This is a genomic window from Romboutsia sp., from assembly GCF_051659545.1.
Taxonomy (GTDB): Bacteria; Bacillota; Clostridia; order Peptostreptococcales; family Peptostreptococcaceae; genus JBOFOR01.
In genome coordinates, this window is sequence record NZ_JBOFOR010000305.1 from 1 (window position 1) to 16304 (window position 16304).

Sequence of the window (16304 nt, forward strand, 5' to 3'; positions counted from 1 at the left end):
GTTCTAATGATATATTATTTGACATATTTATGCCCCCTTTGGAATTTATAGGTATTTATATTTACACCTATTTAATAAATATTATGTATTTGTGAATTAAATTGTTACTTTTTGCTTAAAAAAAGGAAGTAATGAAAATAATTTTATAATGGTATAGAGAGTTGAGGTTACAGTATTTTAAAGGTTATTAGTTTACATAATATGAAATATAAATTGTTAAAATTACGTTAAGTGTGATATAATAAGTTTTATGAATAATTCCAATATAAAATAATTAAAGCATAACAACAGTGAAAGGTTGTGAAATATATAATGATAGAAATTAAAAATATAACTAAAAAAGCATCAAATAAAACAATACTCGATGATATTACAATGACAATCGAAGAAGGTACATTAGTAGTTTTAGTAGGACCAAGTGGATGTGGAAAGACCACGACCCTTAAGCTTATAAATAAGCTAATAAAACCTACCTCAGGTGAAATATATATAGATGATAAGCCCATATCTAAAGAGAATACCATTGAACTTAGAAGAAAAATAGGATATGTAATTCAAAATACAGGTCTTTTTCCACATCTAACAATCAAAGAAAATATCGAATTAATACCAAGACTTAAAAAAGAAAAAACAATAGAAGAAATAGAAGGAAATACAGTCGAACTTTTAAAAATGGTGGATTTAGAACATGACCATTATATAAATAAATACCCCTCAGAACTTAGTGGAGGTCAACAGCAACGAGTTGGTGTGGCAAGAGCACTAGCAACTGATGCAGATATAATATTAATGGATGAGCCTTTTAGTGCACTAGATCCAATTACTAGAACATCACTTCAAGAACAATTATATACACTTCAATACGAGCTAAAGAAAACAATAGTATTTGTAACCCATGATATGGATGAAGCTTTAAAAATAGCTGACAAGATATGTATTATGAACAATGGAAAAATAGCTCAATATGATACTCCAGAAAACATCTTAAGAAATCCCGCAAATGATTTTGTCAAAGACTTCATAGGAATAGATAGAGTTTGGAATAATCCAGAATATATAAAAGCAAAAGATATTATGATAAAAGAGCCAATATGTGTCAAACCATCAAGAACAATAATTCAAGGAATCGAGATAATGAGAACTAGTAAGGTAGATAGCTTATTAGTAGTAGATAAAGATGGTAAATTAAAAGGAATAGTTACTTCAAAAGATATTAAATTAAATGTCAATAAAAGTGAGCCCTTAGAAAATATAATGACCACAGAGGTATTATTAGTAAATGAAGAAGATAACTTAGTAGATATATTAAATGTTATGAATGAACATTCGGTAGGATATATACCTGTAGTTTCACAAGATGAGAAACTAGCAGGATTAATTACAAGAAGTAGTTTACTTTCAGTTTTAAGTGGACAATTCATAGAAGGTGAGGTAAATATACTTGGATAAAATTATACAATTATCAATGCAACATATCAGTCTTACAGTTACAGCTATTTTAGTATCAATACTAATTGGGATACCACTAGGTATAATTATTTCTAGAGTAAAACCAATAGCAAAAGGTGTACTAGGCTTTGTAAATATAGTACAAGCTGTACCGTCAATGGCGTTACTTGGATTACTTGTTCCAATATTAGGAATAGGAAGCAAACCTGCCATATTCGCAGTTGTAATATACTCTTTACTTCCAATAGTAAAAAATACCTATATAGGTCTATCAAGTATTGACCCAGTAATATTAGAATCAGCAAATGGAATTGGTCTTACTAGAAACCAAACCTTGTTTAAAATACAACTTCCACTAGCCCTACCTATAATTATGGCAGGAATTAGAATATCATCAGTAACAGCAGTAGGACTTATGACTTTAGCCGCATTTATTGGTGCTGGAGGATTAGGATATTTAGTTTTCTCAGGAGTACAGACTGTAAACACTGCTATGATATTACAAGGTGCAATACCTTCGTGTATACTTGCCTTAATAGTAGACTTTATATTTAGTAAAATAGAAGTTGCAGTTACACCAAAAGGATTAAATCCTAAAGACTCTAAAAAGAATTATACCTCTCTTAAAGTAATAGTATCAATTGTGGTAATAGTAGCATTAATATCAGGAATATCAATGTTTTCTAATAAAAAAGATACAATTGTAATAGGTAGTAAAAACTTTACAGAGCAATTAATATTAGGAAATATGTATGCAGACTTAGTAGAAGAACATACAGATTTAAAAGTTGAAAGAAAATTAAACTTAGGTGGTTCTATAGTAGCCTTTAATGCTTTAAAAGAAAATGAGTTAGATATGTACGTTGATTATACAGGAACCATGCTAATAAACATATTAAAGGAAGAGCCTATAAAAGATGGTGAAAAAGCTCATGATTATGTAAAGAAGGAAATGAAAGATAGATATGATTTAGAGTTGTTAGATTCTATAGGTTTTAGTAATACTTATACCTTAGCTATGATGCCTGATGTAGCAGAGAAATACAATATAAATACTATATCGGACCTTAAAAATAATATTAATAATCTTGTAATATCTCCTACTTTAGAGTTTGAAAATAGAGTAGATGGATTATCAGCTTTGAGTGATGAGTACGAGATGGATTTCAAAAATATAAAGGCAATGGATGGAGCTATTAGATACAATGCCTTAACAAGTGGAAATTCTCAAATTATAGATGCCTTTTCAACAGATGGACTTATTAAAAAGTTTAATTTAAAGGTTTTAGAAGATGATAAAAACTTCTTTGTTCCTTATCATGCATCTCCTTTAGTAAATGGAAAAACTTTAAAAGAATATCCAGAATTAGTAGAGGTGTTTAATATGTTAGATGGTAAAATAGATGAAAAAACTATGATAGACCTTAATTATAAAGTAGATGAATTAGGTAAGTCACCAGAAGAGGTTGCAAATAAATTTTTAATAGAACAAAAGCTTATTAATTCTTAAGAATTTGAATAATAGGTATTAGAATCATATAAATAGACCAGCTAATCCTAGAATTAAAAGAACCATTATTATATAATATAGGCAAGTAAATATTTATAATATCATATAAAGGGGATTGAGAATACATGAAAAAAGCTTGGAAAATAGCACAATACGCATTGTTTATTTTAACATTTGCAATTACTATTTTTGTGATTTTTTTTAATCGTAATCTAGGATTAATAATTAGAGGTGTTTTACTTACTTCATTCTTTGGCACAATTATTTTAGAGGATAAGTTAGGAAATCAATCTGAATTTTCAAGAAATGCATTTCAAGTATTTAGAGCAATAGCAATAATAGCAGTATTTTTAGTAGATTTTAAATTTTAATATTCTAAACGTTGGAAAATATATTTTATAGAAAAAATACCTAATATAAATAAGAGATAGCAGTTGCTATCTCTTATTTATATTGTTTTACTTTTTAATCAGTGTCATCTTCTACATACTCAAGTATATTAGGACTTAGGGATAAAATCAACAAGTTTCCAAATGAATTAACTGGTGGTCAACAACAACGAGTGGCAATAGCTAGGGCATTAGCAAATAAACCAGAAATAATATTTGCAGATGAACCCACAGGAAATTTAGATAGTAAGACTACAGATGAGGTTATAAAACTTTTGAAAAGTTGTGTAGAAGAGTTTGGACAAACTTTAATCATGATTACACATAATGATGATATAGCAAAATTATCAGATAAGTGTATAAAAATTCAAGATGGTGCAGTACTATAAACTAGGTCACAATTTTAATATATTATGAATTAAGAGGTAGAAGCATATCGTATTGATATGCTCCTACTTTTTTACCGAATATTTAAATAAGAAAAATTTAACAAGTAAAAATAAATTGTGCTATCCTTATAATATATAAATTATCAGGGGTGGTATAATGGAAGATTTAAAATTAAAAATTGAAAAACACTATGAAAATTATGATGAAGACAATAGACTAATCAAAGACAAATCCCACAGCATAGAATTTATCACAAGTACAACTTATCTTAATAAATACTTATCAAATAATCAAAAAGTCCTAGAGGTAGGAGCAGCCACAGGAAGATATTCATTTTATTATTCACAAAAAGGTTGTAAGGTTACAGCTTTAGAAATATCTCAAAAACATATAGAAATAATGAAGAATAAATTAAAAACTACAGACTTAGAATTAGAAATAGTGCAAGGAAATGCTTTAGATTTAAAACAATATGAAGATGAAAGTTTTGATACAGTACTTTGTTTAGGTCCAATATACCATTTAAAGCCAAAAGAAAAGACAACGGTAGCAGTTGAAGTTAAGAAAGATTTAAAACTAAAATTAGAAGAGTACACATATAATATAAGCGAGAAAAATAATGATAAATACTATAAAAATTATACTATTTTTATCAATGAAGCTAAATATAATATTGAAGAATACCAGAATATTGAGGAACGAAACGGAAGAAATTTAATTTTTTAAACCGTATGTTTTGTATGTATGACTATAATTGGAATACTAGATATATTATATACTAGATTAGAAAAGAAAATTAAGTTAGAAGAAAATGAGGCATATCAAGATAAATGTAAAGTAATAAAAAGAATTAGAATGGTTGTGTTTATTATATATATGGTATGTGGAATATATTTTGTGTTACATCATTAATTTGATGGTGTAAATAAATGACAAAAATAAATTAATAACCCAGTAGCTTTTATATAAACTATATATACGTGAACCTTTTAGTAAGAGGGAAATAAATTTCCCTCAAAACCTGAGGTGGATGAAATTTGACGGGCTTGTAAAGCTCGTGCTAATTCAAATTTATTCTCTATATACATAGTATAAGCAATCTTTCTCAAAGTTAATTAAAGATTGATAGTTATGGTTTCTTAAATTATTTACTAATTCTTTATAAGGATAAGCTATATAAACTTCAGATTCATTAGGTCTATCTTTACTTAGGAAATAATTTACACAATCATTGATTGAATCAAAGGTGTTATCAATACTTATTATACAAGGATAGGGTTTCATTTTTACTATACATCTATGTCCATTGATTTTTATTAAGGCATTATCTTTTACTAATTCATCATAAGTTTCTTTGCATAAATTATAGTAAGTATATCCATAGATAATTTTATTATTAGAATATCTAAAATAATCTAAATCTTTAAATTCATTATAAGATATGTTCCATTTTTCCACATTATAATCATCACTATCTATATTTTTATCTAACTTACTAAGTTCTTTAAAAGCAACTAAACAACTTTGTTCTAATTTGAAATTTTTAGCTTCCATCATATTTATACTAGCGGTAGATTCTTTATGTGTACACATAGCAATATTGGTTATTTTTCCTTTTTTTAAATCTTGGCAAGCTATATCAAAAAGCCTGTCGCTAATGCTATGTGCAAACTTTTGTCCTCTATAATCTACATGTACTCTAAGACCTTCAAGCCACCCTTGCTTATCTTTAAGGATAGTATATTTACCAACTGCAACTATTTTTTCATCATGTACAATACCTAAGAAACAGCCCTCTTTGTCATCTACCCATTTATGAAAAATACTAGGTAAATAATCGCTACCATCCCAAATTTTCTTTGATATATCTACTATGTCATCATAATCATCATGTGTAAGTACTTTATAATTCATATTTTGACTCCTTTTCGTATATTTATATTTTGACTGACTTATACTGGCTTTTAAAATCCCTATTTTAAATTAAGCTCTTTTTTAACATTTTCAATTCTTTTTTTTCTATAATAATTATCAATTTTTCTTTGTCCACATAAATATTTATCCATGACATCGGCATCTTTTATAAGCTCTTCATAATCAGTACCGATTGTGGACTTGTTAGTATGTTCTTCAATGGCACTACAGATTGTATTTATTTCATTAATAGTAAATAGCCTTGTGTCAGATAAAATTTTTTGAGCTTCTTTTGCGCCAACTTGTCCATGACTATCTTCTAAAATATTGTACTTTATCCTTCCTATATCATGTAAACATCCAATTATACTTGCTATTTCAATATTAAGTCCTCGAATATTTGCTAATATCTGAGCGATTGATGCTACTCCATAAGAATGTGTGTATTCACTCTTTTTAATTTGTGCTAGATCCTTAATTTCATCAACGGTAATATCTTCTATGCAATTATCTACTATGTCTCTAATTAAATAAAATCTATCCATGTTATAATACCTCCATATATTAATAAATTATAATACAATTTTTAGCAAGATGGGAACTTTGTTTTCCTCAATCCCACAACAAATTGTGATAAAGTGTCTAAATATGGCAATAGGAATAAAAAGTTTGACATAAAACTAAATAAGATGTAGAATTAGTTTGACGTAAAACTAATTTCACATTGTATTGCAGGAGGAAAAATGAATTATATAGACGGAAGTTATATAGGAATTGGAAGAGGATATGCAGGCGATATAAAGCTTAATGTTATAATATTAGATTCTAAAATAAAAGATATAGATGTTATAGAGCATAACGAAACAAAAGTAATATCTGATCCAGCATTTGAACATGTTATAAAACATATAATAGAAAAAAACACCATATTAGTTCCAAATGTATCAGGATGTTCTATGACAAGTAGAGGAATAAGAGAAGTCGTTAAAGATGCATTAATTAAAGCAGGAGCTGATAAAACAGAACTAGAGGCATTAATACTAGATGCAGAACTACTAGAAAAAATAACTAGTGGAAAAACTAGAAGATTAAAAGATATACAAGAGTGTGATGTTGTAGTTGTAGGCGGAGGTGGTGCAGGACTTAGTGCAGCCATTGAAGCAAGAGCAAATGGAGCGAATGTTGTATTACTAGAAAAAATGAATAATATAGGTGGAAATACACTAGTATCAATGGGTGGAGTAAATATTCCACAAAATGATGAGCAAAAACAAAAGAGCATAATTGATTCAAAAGAAAGTTATCGTGAAGATATATTAGTAGGTGGAGATAATAAATGTAATGTAGACCAAGTTGATATATTAGTAGAAAATGCATTACCAACATATAGATGGTTAAAAGAGTTTGTAAATGTAGAATTTAAAGAAGATAAACTTATACACTTTGGTGGACATAAAGTACCGAGAGCATCTGTATTCAAGGGAAAATATGCTATAGAACTTATACAAAAGTTAAGGGAAAAAGCTCAAGAGTTGGGTGTAGATATAATAACAGGTGTTGAGTGTAAAAACTTAATTTGTGAAGATGATAGAATTACTGGAGTTAGTAGTATATTTGATAATAGAGAAGTAGTATTTAAGACAAAATATGGTGTTATATTAGCAACAGGTGGATTTAGTGGAAATATTGAAATGAGAAAAAAATATGACCCAAGTTTAGATGAAAGATATAAAACTACTAATGTTAGTGGAGTAACAGGACAAGGTCATGAGATGTGTGAGAAAGTAGATGCTAAGTTTGTAGATATGAATTATATTCAAACATTCCCAATAAGTAACCCAATAACAGGAGAGCTATCTCATGTAGGTGGAGCTAGATTTGACGGTGCAATACTTGTAAATAAAGAAGGTAATAGATTTGTTGAAGAATTAGAAAGAAGGGATGTTGTATCTGAAGGTATACTAAATCAAACTTCAAATAGAGCATACTTAATATGGTCAAAAGAAGTGGAATCTATAAATGAGGGTGTATCTACAAATAGTGGTGAAGTTAAGCGACTAGAAAAAGATAATTTATTTAAAAAGTTTGAAACTATAGAAGAGGCTTGTGATTTCTTTGATATAAATTATTCTAATTTAAAAGAAACACTAAATAAATATAATTCATATGTAAATAATAATAAAGATGAAGATTTTAATAGAAGAGGGCAACTAATATTGATAAAAGAAGGACCATATTATGTGCAAATAGTAGCACCAGCAGTTCATCATACAATGGGTGGTGTTAAAATAAATGATAAAAACCAAGTACTAAGAAATGATGAAAGTATTATAAAAGGGTTATATGCAGCTGGTGAAATAGTTGGAGGAACTCATGGAACTAACAGGCTAGGTGGAAATGCTATAACAGAAATATTGGTATTTGGAAAAAGATGTGGAAAAAGTATAGTAGATAACAAATAATTCAGACTTATAAACTAAAGGAGACGGAAAATGAACGTTTTAGAAGCAATATATGCACGTAAGAGTGTAAGAAAATATACAGAGGAAACAGTACCAAAGGAAGATATATTAAAAATGATAGAAGCAGCAACACAAGCTCCTTCTCCAAAACACCAACAAAACTGGAACTTTGTAGTACTTACTAATCGTGATGTAATAAATAAAATGGCTGATATAGTAACTGAAAGTCATGAGAAGTTAGCTGATATGGCAAAAAATGAAAAAGATAAAAAAATACACATGAGTGTAATAAAATATTACACATGTTTTAGAAATGCACCTGTAGTAGTAATGGTGTATGGTTCAGAATACAAAATGATAGAATATAAAATATTAAAAGACAATGATGCACCTAAGGAAGTTCTAGATATGTTAGTTTCTCCTCAATCAGCAGCACAAGGAATTGGTGCAGCAGTTGAAAACTTCTTATTAGCAGCAACACAAATGGGATATGCAACTTGCTATATGACAGGTCCAACACATGCTAAGACTCAGATAGAAGAACTGATAGGGTTTGATAAACCAGGGTTTGAGTTAATGTCGATGATATCTTTAGGTGTAGCTGAAGAACAGACATCTCCAAAGCCACCTCGTAAGCCTCTTGAGGATGTAGTAACATTTATAGACTAAATACAAAATAAAGAAGAACCTCCAATGACTTGAGGTTCTTCTTTATTTGTATTTTTCATTTTCAATTTTAAAATTAGAACTAAGTTTTCTAAGCAATCTTAAAAACTCTTCTTTTTCTTCATCTGTAAAGTTTTTATAAGCGGTTTCTTTGACTTGAGATGATATAAAGTTAAATTTATCTTCAATAGCTCTAGATTTTTGAGTTAAACTTATATAAGTAACTCGCCTATCTAGAGTAGATTGCTCTTTTTCTAGATAACCTAAATTTATAAGTTTATTTACTAATGAAGTTACTGTAGATTTATCTTTACCAATTTTTTTAGCTATTTCTTTCATAGTAAGTTTTCTATCACTTTCATAAAGTGCAGTTAATATATTACCATGGGTTGGTATAAGGTCGTTCAAGTCATTTTCTTTTAATTTATTTTCAATAAACTTTATCATATTAGCTTTAGTTCTACTAATAAAATAAATAATATATTTATCATTCATGTTAAACCTCCAAGATTAGTGAAGTTAAAATATTTTATTTATATATAATAACATATTTTAAGAAAAATATATATTTAAGTTAAAATTAGCTAACGGAAAAATTTAATAAATAATATAGAACTTTAAACATTACTACGGGAAACTAAAAGAGACTGAAAGTATGATTTATGTTATTTACACTTCTATTTATACATAGACTTTAAGTAAATAGATGATTTTAAGTCTATGAAATAAAAAGGAGCAACTAAATAGTTGTCAAAAATATACGCAAACATACACTAACGTATACAAATATATTTTTGAATAATAAGGCTCCCTACATTCGGAAAGAGTGTAGAGTGATAGATAGAATCTATCCAAAACTCCTTTAATTGCTGGAAGTTCCTAAAGCTAACTAAACCACAACATAAGGATGAAATAAGCCTAGGTGTGAAAGTTATCGCCTACGCGGTCGCTTAAAGGTTACGAAAGTAGAAAAAATTAGTTAGATGGCATAAGGTTAAATCCTAAGTGCTTTAAAAATGGATAATCAGCAGCGAAGTCCTAAATAGGGAAACGTTCAACGACTAGAGAGAAATCTCGTACACTAAAGTTAGTGGAAATGGGGAGCATCCAAGTATTTGGATGGTGATATAGTCTGTGCTTATGTGAAAGCATAAGAAGTTCATAGGAGAACTGGTTAGGAGTAATGAACCTAATTGAACACTCTAAAAATATATACAAATAAAATATTTAAATTAAAAGGTAATTATTAAAAAATGTGCTAGTAATATTTCAGATAATAACTGTATTTAAGTAACGTATTGGTAGAATGAAATTTTAAGGTTTTATATTAAAACATATTTTAAAATACGAATAATTAATTTTATATTACAAAAACTATTATTACAAACATATGGTCGATATAACAAACTAAAGGACGGTGATAATAGTGGATACTGTGATCAAGAATATTAAACAATATTCATATATATTAGATAAAGAGACTCTAAATGAATTACTGTATATAGGAAGTAAATATATGAAAGTTAAAAACTATATATATTCAAGATACAGTGGAATAAACAGTATCCTACTATTAGGAAAAGACCGAAAAATTAGAGATGAATATGTAATGACTAAATTTTATGAGCAATGGAAATTACCGGCTAGGTATTGGAAGTTAGGTTTAAGCGAAGCTATATCGAATATAAAGTCTGGTTGGAGCAATATAAAATTAAGAATTAAAGCTCAAGTTAAAGAAAATGATAACTTGAAAAATGATGATAAACACTATATAAACTATATTTTAAAATCAAATGAACTTTATCATAGTATATTAACAAGAAAAGAAATAGAAATTCCGAAAGTATTTAAAGATAAGGAATTAAATTATCAATACCTAAATAATTTAATTAGAAGATATACAAGAAAATATAAAAATAAGATTCCTTATTCTAATAAAAATACAACTTTTTCAATAGATACAGGATTATATTCATACAAAGAAGGATATATAAATATAACTTGTGCGAAGAAAGGAAAAAGGCTACCTATAAAATTAACTGATAGAAATATAAGAAATAATACTCTCAAAGTTAAAATTATAGATGATAAACTAGAAATTCATTGTCCTTTAAAAGTTGAAACTAAAAAACATAAGGATTTTGTAAATACTATTGGAATTGATAAAGGATATAAATATTTATTTGCAGTATCAAGTGGAAAGCTTTATGGAGAAAACCTAAATCACTATCTAAATAAAGAGACTGAGCGATTAAATAAAATTAATAGCACTCGAAATAGATTTTATGCTCTATATAAAAAGAATTTAGAATTAGGCAATATAAATAAAGCTAACAATATATTAGAAAATAATTTAGGAAAAACAAAATACATCAAAAATAAATTAAAGCATGACAAAACTGTTAAATCATATATAAATTACTCACTAAATCAATTAATAAAAGAAGAGAAACCAAAGGAAATAGTAATGGAAAACTTAGATTTTGTTAATTGGAATAATATTTATCCTAAAAGTATAAAACGTAAGCTATCAAGATGGATAAAGGGATATATAAAAGAAAGAATTGAGTATAAATGTGATTATAACAATATAAATTATACTTATATAAATCCAGCTTATACAAGCAAAGTATGCAATATATGTGGACGTTTTGGTAAAAGAGATAATGATGTATTTGAATGTAGCAATTGTGGTAAATTACACTCTGATATAAATGCAAGTAAAAATATATTAAATAGAAAATATGATGAAGAAATTAGTTTATATACAAAGTTTATAAAAGTAAAAAGTATTTTAGAAAATAGATTAAGTATAAATAATTAAATTTAAATATACATTTATTTAATCACAAATATGTGTACCTCATTAATATGAAGCATGTATTTTATCGTAGAATACGAGGGTTAAATACGATATATAAAGCTTTAAAATTTCATTCTATTAAGTGAAACTTAAAATACGGTTGTAGGATAAAGTGTATAAAAGCACTTAACTGGTACATCCAAGACTTAAAACTATCAAAAGATAGAAAAAGTGCGAATTATCTAAGAGATTTATATTAAATTACTCAATATGAGTACACTTGTATATGTTTTTAGAACCAGTGAGTTATATGATGTTTCTACAAAGCTCTATCTTAATACCAGTAATAGTATGTATAGTAGTATTAATCTTATTATTTAGTGGCTATGTTAAAGCACCAACTGATAAAGCCTTTATAATATCAGGCTTTAGAAAACAGCCTAAAGTTGTAATAGGAAGAGCGACAATAAAAGCACCATTTCTAGAAAGAAAAGACGAACTGACATTACAATTAATACAAATAGACGTTAAAACTGCTAGCACAGTACCTACAGCAGACTATATAAATGTAAAAGTAGATTCTAATGTTAACGTAAAAGTAGGTAGTAGTGAAGAGTTAATAAAATTATCCGCGCAAAATTTTTTAGGCAAGGATACTAACTACATAGCTAGTGTAGCAAGAGAAGTGTTAGAAGGAAATGTTAGAGAAATAGTAGGCACAATGAGATTAGAAGATATGGTAAAGGATAGAAAAAAATTCGCTGAAGCAGTAAAAGAAAATGCAGAGCCAGACTTAAATGCCATGGGACTAGAACTAATAAGCTTTAATGTTCAAAACTTCATAGATGACAATAAAGTAATAGACAACTTAGGTATAGATAACATAGTAACTATACAAAAAAATGCAGAAATAGCTAGAGCAAATTCTGAAAAAGAAATAGCACAAGCTAAATCAAAGGCTGATAAAGAAGCCAATGATGCTAGAGTAACTGCAGAGCAAGATATAGCTATAAAAAATAATGAACTAGCACTAAAGCAATCAGAATTAAAAATAAAAGAAGATGAGAAAAAAGCAGAAGCAGATGCAGTATATAAAATAACGGAAGAAATACAAAGAAAAAGACTAGAAACTACTAAAGCAGATGCAGATATAGAAAAGCAAGAAAAAACAATAGCTATAAGGGAAAAAGAAGCATTAGTAAAAGAAAGAGTGCTTGAAGCTGAAATCAAAAAACAAGCTGAAGCAGATAAATATAAAAGAATGCAAGAAGCAGATGCAGAGGCATATGAAAAGCAAAAAGAAGCAGATGTAGAACAATATAAAGCTAAAAAAGAATATGAAATATTAAAAGAAAAAGCGGAAGCAGAATTAATAGCAGAGCAAAAGAAGGCAGAAGGTATAAGTGCAGTAGGTAAGGCTGAGGCTGAGGCTATAAGGGCGAAACTTTTAGCTGAAGCAGAAGGTCTTGATAAAAAGGCAGATGCTATGAATAAGATGCAACAGGCTGCAGTAATAGAAATGGTAGTTGAAAAGTTACCTGAGATAGTTAAAAATGCAGCAGCGCCCCTTGCAAATGTAAATAGTATAACTATGTATGGTGAAGGTAACGCTGCTAAGATGGTGGGGGACATTATGACTACTACTGATAAGATAATAAAAGGATTAGAAGGTTCAATTGGCTTAGATATTAAATCATTAATATCAAGTGCTTTAGATAGTAATGTGTCAAAATATGAATTAGATGACGCTATAGATTATAATAATGTGGAATCTAATAAAGGTGAATAAGTATAAATAAATACAGTGTTTATTAATATTTTAAAAATTTTAGATAGGAGCTAATGCTCCTATTTTTGTGGTATATAGGACTTTATATGTTGGAGTACTACAAAGTCTCTTAAATTAGATACTACGTTATATTTAGATATTACTAATATTGAAATAAAAGATAGGCTATATGTATTTAATAAATTTATTGAAATATACCTAATAATCGTATACATTTTATAATAGAAAATAGTATTCGCTACTAAACCATTTCTTTAGTTAAATACACTAATACAGATATGGGGAATAAATCAAATAATTTTAAGTATATTATTATAACATTGATAAAAAAGATATAACAATGAGGAGAATATAAATGAAGACTATTGGTTTAATTGGTGGAATGAGTTGGGAATCATCACTAGAGTATTACAGAATAATAAATGAAGAAGTAAAAAATATACTTGGAGGAAGCCACTCTGCTAAATGTTTAATGTACTCCTTTGATTTTCAAGAAGTAGAAAAACTTCAACATGAAGGCAAATGGGAACAACTAGAAAAAGAAATGATTTTGCAAAGTAATAACTTAAAAAAAGCAGGTGCAGACTTTATAGTTATATGTACTAATACAATGCATTTAATGGCACCACAAATAGAAAAAGCAACGGGTCTTAAGGTATTGCATATAGCAGATGTAACAGGGGAAGAAATTATTCAAGAGGAATTAGACAAAGTTGCTCTTTTAGGAACGAAATTTACCATGGAAGGAACTTTTTACAGAGAAATTTTAGAAAAAAAGTATAATATAGAAGTTATAATTCCTTCTAAAGAAGATAGAGAGATAGTTCATAATATAATTTACAATGAACTTGTAAAAGGAATAATAAGTGATTTTAGCAGAAAAAAATATCTTGCTATAATAAAAAAGTTAGAAAAAGAAGGTGCGCAAGGGGTGATTTTAGGCTGTACAGAAATACCATTATTAGTGAAACAAAGTCAAGTATCAATACCTGTCTTTGACACTACAGATATTCATTCTAAAGCAGCAGTAAGATATGCACTAGAAGATTAAATATAAAAATAAATTACCATATTAAATAAAATAATATAACCTTAAATCGTTTAGATTATACGATTTAAGGTTATATTGTTTTACTATAAATTAAATATAATGTCTATATACATTTTTTTAAAGTTTCTATCTTATCATTTAAACTCTCTAAGTATTCAATTCTACGTTCATATTGTTTTACTGTTAGTGAACTTAACTGAGATTGACTGTACAGAACTGCAGAGTTTTCAAGTTCACTAAAATTCTCAAACTTCAAATCTAAATTATTTTCTTTTGAGTAGTCGTTTAGAATCTTTATAGATTCTTTAACTTTCATAAAATGTTTCTTATGAAGCATAACAAAAGGTGTCATAAGCAAAAATATGATACCACCCGTATACATAAATATAAATAAACTCCATTTTGATTTTTTTATGTGATTTTGTATGATATTAAAATCGTTTTTTATATTTAACATATAAGCCCCCCTGATTTCTATATTCTCAAAATATAACAATTACATACTTATTTTTATTATAGCACTGTTTTAAAGATTAATTTAAAACAGTGCTATATTTTGTAAAATTTAAAATATTTTAAAATTTTATGTGAAAAATATTTTAAATCATGCTACCTTTGAATTATAGGAAGAAAAATATGGAAGGTGGTATAAACGTGAAAATAGAAAAGATAGAAAAGTGCAGAGTTGCATATATGAGAAGAGTGGGAGCTTATGGATTCGAAAACTTTGCTTTAATGGAAAAGCTTAAACAATGGGCATCAGAGAAAAAATTATTAAATGAAGGTGATATCTATGCTATAGCACAAGATAATCCAGAGTTTACACCTTCACAAAACTGTCGATATGATGTTTGTATAATAATATCAAAGGATTACGAGCTTGATAATTTAGTAGAGGAAGCAGAGTTATCTGGTGGAGATTATGCTGTTTATAAAATTGATCATACATCAGAAGATGTGCAAAAAGCTTGGGGTGAAATATTTAGAGATTTATATGAAAAAGGATACACAGTTGATAATAAACCTACTATGGAAAGATATTCAAAAGATATGATTGATAATGGATATTGTGAAATATGTGTACCTATAAAATTAGCCATGAACTAAAGGGGAGGAAATGTAATGTTAGATAATAAGGGGTTTGATTTATGGGCAAAAGAGTATGATAAAAGTGTTGAAAAAAGTTCCAATGAATATCCATTCGATGGTTACTATGAGGTATTAAATTATGTCTATAATTCAGTTATAAACAAAGAATCTAAGAAAATACTAGATGTAGGCTTTGGAACTGGATTATTAACTAGTAAATTATACGAAGATGGAGCTAACATATTTGGAATAGATTTTTCAAAAGAGATGATAGATATAGCAAAGGAAAAGATGCCGAGTGGAGTTTTTATTCAAAGAGATTTTAACTTAGGTATACCATTAGAATTAAAATCTGAAAAATTTGATTATATTATATCTTCTTATGCAATTCATCATTTAAGTAATGATAAAAAAGTAGAATTTATAGCACAGTTAAAAGACTTATTAAATGAAAATGGAAGTATAATAATTGCGGATGTAGCATTTAGAACAGAAGAAAATTTACTTAAATGTAAAAGAGAGAACTTAAACAAATGGGATGAAGATGAAATATATATGGTTGAAGATAACGTAGTACCAGCATTATATAAAAATAATATAAAGGCAAAGTATACACAAATATCTTCTTGTGTGGGGATTTTAGAAATTTATTAAAATATATATATTCTAATAGAGTTTCTACATTCTTACACATAGTCTATCTATTGTATTTGTAGGAACTTTATTTATTTCATCGATAAATTTATTTATTGCTGTTTTTACTACAGCGATACTAGAAAAAAATCTGTTATT

The 16304-nt window shown here is 27.7% G+C and carries 16 protein-coding genes and 1 pseudogene; 13 read left to right on the forward strand and 4 right to left on the reverse strand.

The features are described from left to right. Positions 1 to 312 precede the first annotated feature (312 nt). From ACRC03_RS18280 to ACRC03_RS18305, 6 genes and pseudogenes are all read left to right on the forward strand, one after another. Complete coding sequence (locus ACRC03_RS18280) at positions 313 to 1449, forward strand: ABC transporter ATP-binding protein (protein ID WP_438654042.1); 1137 nt, start codon at positions 313 to 315, stop codon at positions 1447 to 1449. Positions 1450 to 1465: 16 nt separating this feature from the next. After that, positions 1466 to 2959: an ABC transporter permease/substrate-binding protein gene (locus tag ACRC03_RS18285; RefSeq protein ID WP_438654057.1), complete on the forward strand. Its 1494-nt coding sequence runs from the start codon at positions 1466 to 1468 to the stop codon at positions 2957 to 2959. 125 nt (positions 2960 to 3084) lie between these two features. Continuing rightward, the gene (locus ACRC03_RS18290; protein WP_438654043.1) at positions 3085 to 3330 is read left to right on the forward strand and encodes a hypothetical protein; all 246 of its coding nucleotides are present in this window, start codon (positions 3085 to 3087) and stop codon (positions 3328 to 3330) included. 128 nt (positions 3331 to 3458) lie between these two features. Beyond that, positions 3459 to 3737: pseudogene (locus tag ACRC03_RS18295) on the forward strand (ABC transporter ATP-binding protein); the annotation flags it as partial. Positions 3738 to 3894: 157 nt separating this feature from the next. Beyond that, positions 3895 to 4464 carry a class I SAM-dependent methyltransferase gene (locus ACRC03_RS18300; protein WP_438654044.1) on the forward strand — a complete coding sequence of 190 codons (570 nt, stop codon included), beginning with the start codon at positions 3895 to 3897 and terminating at the stop codon, positions 4462 to 4464. Between the two features lie 18 nt (positions 4465 to 4482). Then, complete coding sequence (locus ACRC03_RS18305; protein ID WP_438654045.1) at positions 4483 to 4650, forward strand: hypothetical protein; 168 nt, start codon at positions 4483 to 4485, stop codon at positions 4648 to 4650. A 159-nt stretch (positions 4651 to 4809) separates the two neighbouring features. Here ACRC03_RS18305 and ACRC03_RS18310 read toward each other — a convergent pair whose 3' ends face one another. After that, on the reverse strand, positions 4810 to 5652 hold the full coding sequence (locus ACRC03_RS18310) for a GNAT family N-acetyltransferase (RefSeq protein WP_438654046.1): 843 nt from the start codon (positions 5650 to 5652) through the stop codon (positions 4810 to 4812). A gap of 59 nt (positions 5653 to 5711) precedes the next feature. Further along, positions 5712 to 6197: an HD domain-containing protein gene (locus ACRC03_RS18315; RefSeq protein WP_438654047.1), complete on the reverse strand. Its 486-nt coding sequence runs from the start codon at positions 6195 to 6197 to the stop codon at positions 5712 to 5714. Positions 6198 to 6395: 198 nt separating this feature from the next. On the opposite strand from ACRC03_RS18315, the gene ACRC03_RS18320 reads away from it, so the two are divergent. After that, on the forward strand, positions 6396 to 8114 hold the full coding sequence (locus ACRC03_RS18320) for a flavocytochrome c (RefSeq protein WP_438654048.1): 1719 nt from the start codon (positions 6396 to 6398) through the stop codon (positions 8112 to 8114). 30 nt (positions 8115 to 8144) lie between these two features. Further along, a complete protein-coding gene (locus tag ACRC03_RS18325; protein WP_438654049.1) occupies positions 8145 to 8783 on the forward strand; it encodes a nitroreductase family protein in 639 nt (212 codons plus the stop codon). A gap of 42 nt (positions 8784 to 8825) precedes the next feature. Here ACRC03_RS18325 and ACRC03_RS18330 read toward each other — a convergent pair whose 3' ends face one another. Then, the gene (locus tag ACRC03_RS18330; protein WP_438654050.1) at positions 8826 to 9275 is read right to left on the reverse strand and encodes a MarR family winged helix-turn-helix transcriptional regulator; all 450 of its coding nucleotides are present in this window, start codon (positions 9273 to 9275) and stop codon (positions 8826 to 8828) included. Positions 9276 to 10296: 1021 nt separating this feature from the next. Here ACRC03_RS18330 and ACRC03_RS18335 point away from each other — a divergent pair. The 3 genes from ACRC03_RS18335 to ACRC03_RS18345 all read left to right on the forward strand — a co-directional run bounded on the left by ACRC03_RS18335 (position 10297) and on the right by ACRC03_RS18345 (position 14423). Continuing rightward, complete coding sequence (locus ACRC03_RS18335) at positions 10297 to 11604, forward strand: zinc ribbon domain-containing protein (RefSeq protein ID WP_438654051.1); 1308 nt, start codon at positions 10297 to 10299, stop codon at positions 11602 to 11604. A gap of 265 nt (positions 11605 to 11869) precedes the next feature. Next, complete coding sequence (locus tag ACRC03_RS18340) at positions 11870 to 13372, forward strand: flotillin family protein (protein ID WP_438654052.1); 1503 nt, start codon at positions 11870 to 11872, stop codon at positions 13370 to 13372. 355 nt (positions 13373 to 13727) lie between these two features. Next, positions 13728 to 14423, forward strand: coding sequence for an aspartate/glutamate racemase family protein (locus ACRC03_RS18345; RefSeq protein ID WP_438654053.1), 696 nt, complete (start codon positions 13728 to 13730; stop codon positions 14421 to 14423). 103 nt (positions 14424 to 14526) lie between these two features. Here ACRC03_RS18345 and ACRC03_RS18350 read toward each other — a convergent pair whose 3' ends face one another. Continuing rightward, a complete protein-coding gene (locus ACRC03_RS18350) occupies positions 14527 to 14880 on the reverse strand; it encodes a hypothetical protein (RefSeq protein ID WP_438654054.1) in 354 nt (117 codons plus the stop codon). Positions 14881 to 15077: 197 nt separating this feature from the next. Between ACRC03_RS18350 and ACRC03_RS18355 the strand changes: the two genes are divergently transcribed. After that, positions 15078 to 15530 (forward strand): AraC family transcriptional regulator, encoded by a 453-nt coding sequence (locus tag ACRC03_RS18355; protein ID WP_438654055.1) that lies wholly within the window; start codon positions 15078 to 15080, stop codon positions 15528 to 15530. Between the two features lie 15 nt (positions 15531 to 15545). Next, positions 15546 to 16166, forward strand: a complete 621-nt coding sequence (locus ACRC03_RS18360) for a class I SAM-dependent methyltransferase (RefSeq protein WP_438654056.1) — start codon at positions 15546 to 15548, stop codon at positions 16164 to 16166. Positions 16167 to 16304: the final 138 nt, after the last annotated feature.

What these genes read in the sequence shown, in the direction of transcription:
- ACRC03_RS18315 (WP_438654047.1), bottom strand. Translation starts at nt 6,197, where the DNA reads ATGGATAGATTTTATTTAATTAGAGACATAGTAGATAATTGCATAGAA.
- ACRC03_RS18340 (WP_438654052.1), top strand. Translation starts at nt 11,870, where the DNA reads ATGTTTTTAGAACCAGTGAGTTATATGATGTTTCTACAAAGCTCTATC.
- ACRC03_RS18345 (WP_438654053.1), top strand. Translation starts at nt 13,728, where the DNA reads ATGAAGACTATTGGTTTAATTGGTGGAATGAGTTGGGAATCATCACTA.
- ACRC03_RS18330 (WP_438654050.1), bottom strand. Translation starts at nt 9,275, where the DNA reads ATGAATGATAAATATATTATTTATTTTATTAGTAGAACTAAAGCTAAT.
- ACRC03_RS18325 (WP_438654049.1), top strand. Translation starts at nt 8,145, where the DNA reads ATGAACGTTTTAGAAGCAATATATGCACGTAAGAGTGTAAGAAAATAT.
- ACRC03_RS18305 (WP_438654045.1), top strand. Translation starts at nt 4,483, where the DNA reads ATGACTATAATTGGAATACTAGATATATTATATACTAGATTAGAAAAG.
- ACRC03_RS18310 (WP_438654046.1), bottom strand. Translation starts at nt 5,652, where the DNA reads ATGAATTATAAAGTACTTACACATGATGATTATGATGACATAGTAGAT.
- ACRC03_RS18320 (WP_438654048.1), top strand. Translation starts at nt 6,396, where the DNA reads ATGAATTATATAGACGGAAGTTATATAGGAATTGGAAGAGGATATGCA.
- ACRC03_RS18300 (WP_438654044.1), top strand. Translation starts at nt 3,895, where the DNA reads ATGGAAGATTTAAAATTAAAAATTGAAAAACACTATGAAAATTATGAT.
- ACRC03_RS18285 (WP_438654057.1), top strand. Translation starts at nt 1,466, where the DNA reads ATGCAACATATCAGTCTTACAGTTACAGCTATTTTAGTATCAATACTA.
- ACRC03_RS18360 (WP_438654056.1), top strand. Translation starts at nt 15,546, where the DNA reads ATGTTAGATAATAAGGGGTTTGATTTATGGGCAAAAGAGTATGATAAA.
- ACRC03_RS18290 (WP_438654043.1), top strand. Translation starts at nt 3,085, where the DNA reads ATGAAAAAAGCTTGGAAAATAGCACAATACGCATTGTTTATTTTAACA.
- ACRC03_RS18280 (WP_438654042.1), top strand. Translation starts at nt 313, where the DNA reads ATGATAGAAATTAAAAATATAACTAAAAAAGCATCAAATAAAACAATA.
- ACRC03_RS18350 (WP_438654054.1), bottom strand. Translation starts at nt 14,880, where the DNA reads ATGTTAAATATAAAAAACGATTTTAATATCATACAAAATCACATAAAA.
- ACRC03_RS18335 (WP_438654051.1), top strand. Translation starts at nt 10,297, where the DNA reads ATGAAAGTTAAAAACTATATATATTCAAGATACAGTGGAATAAACAGT.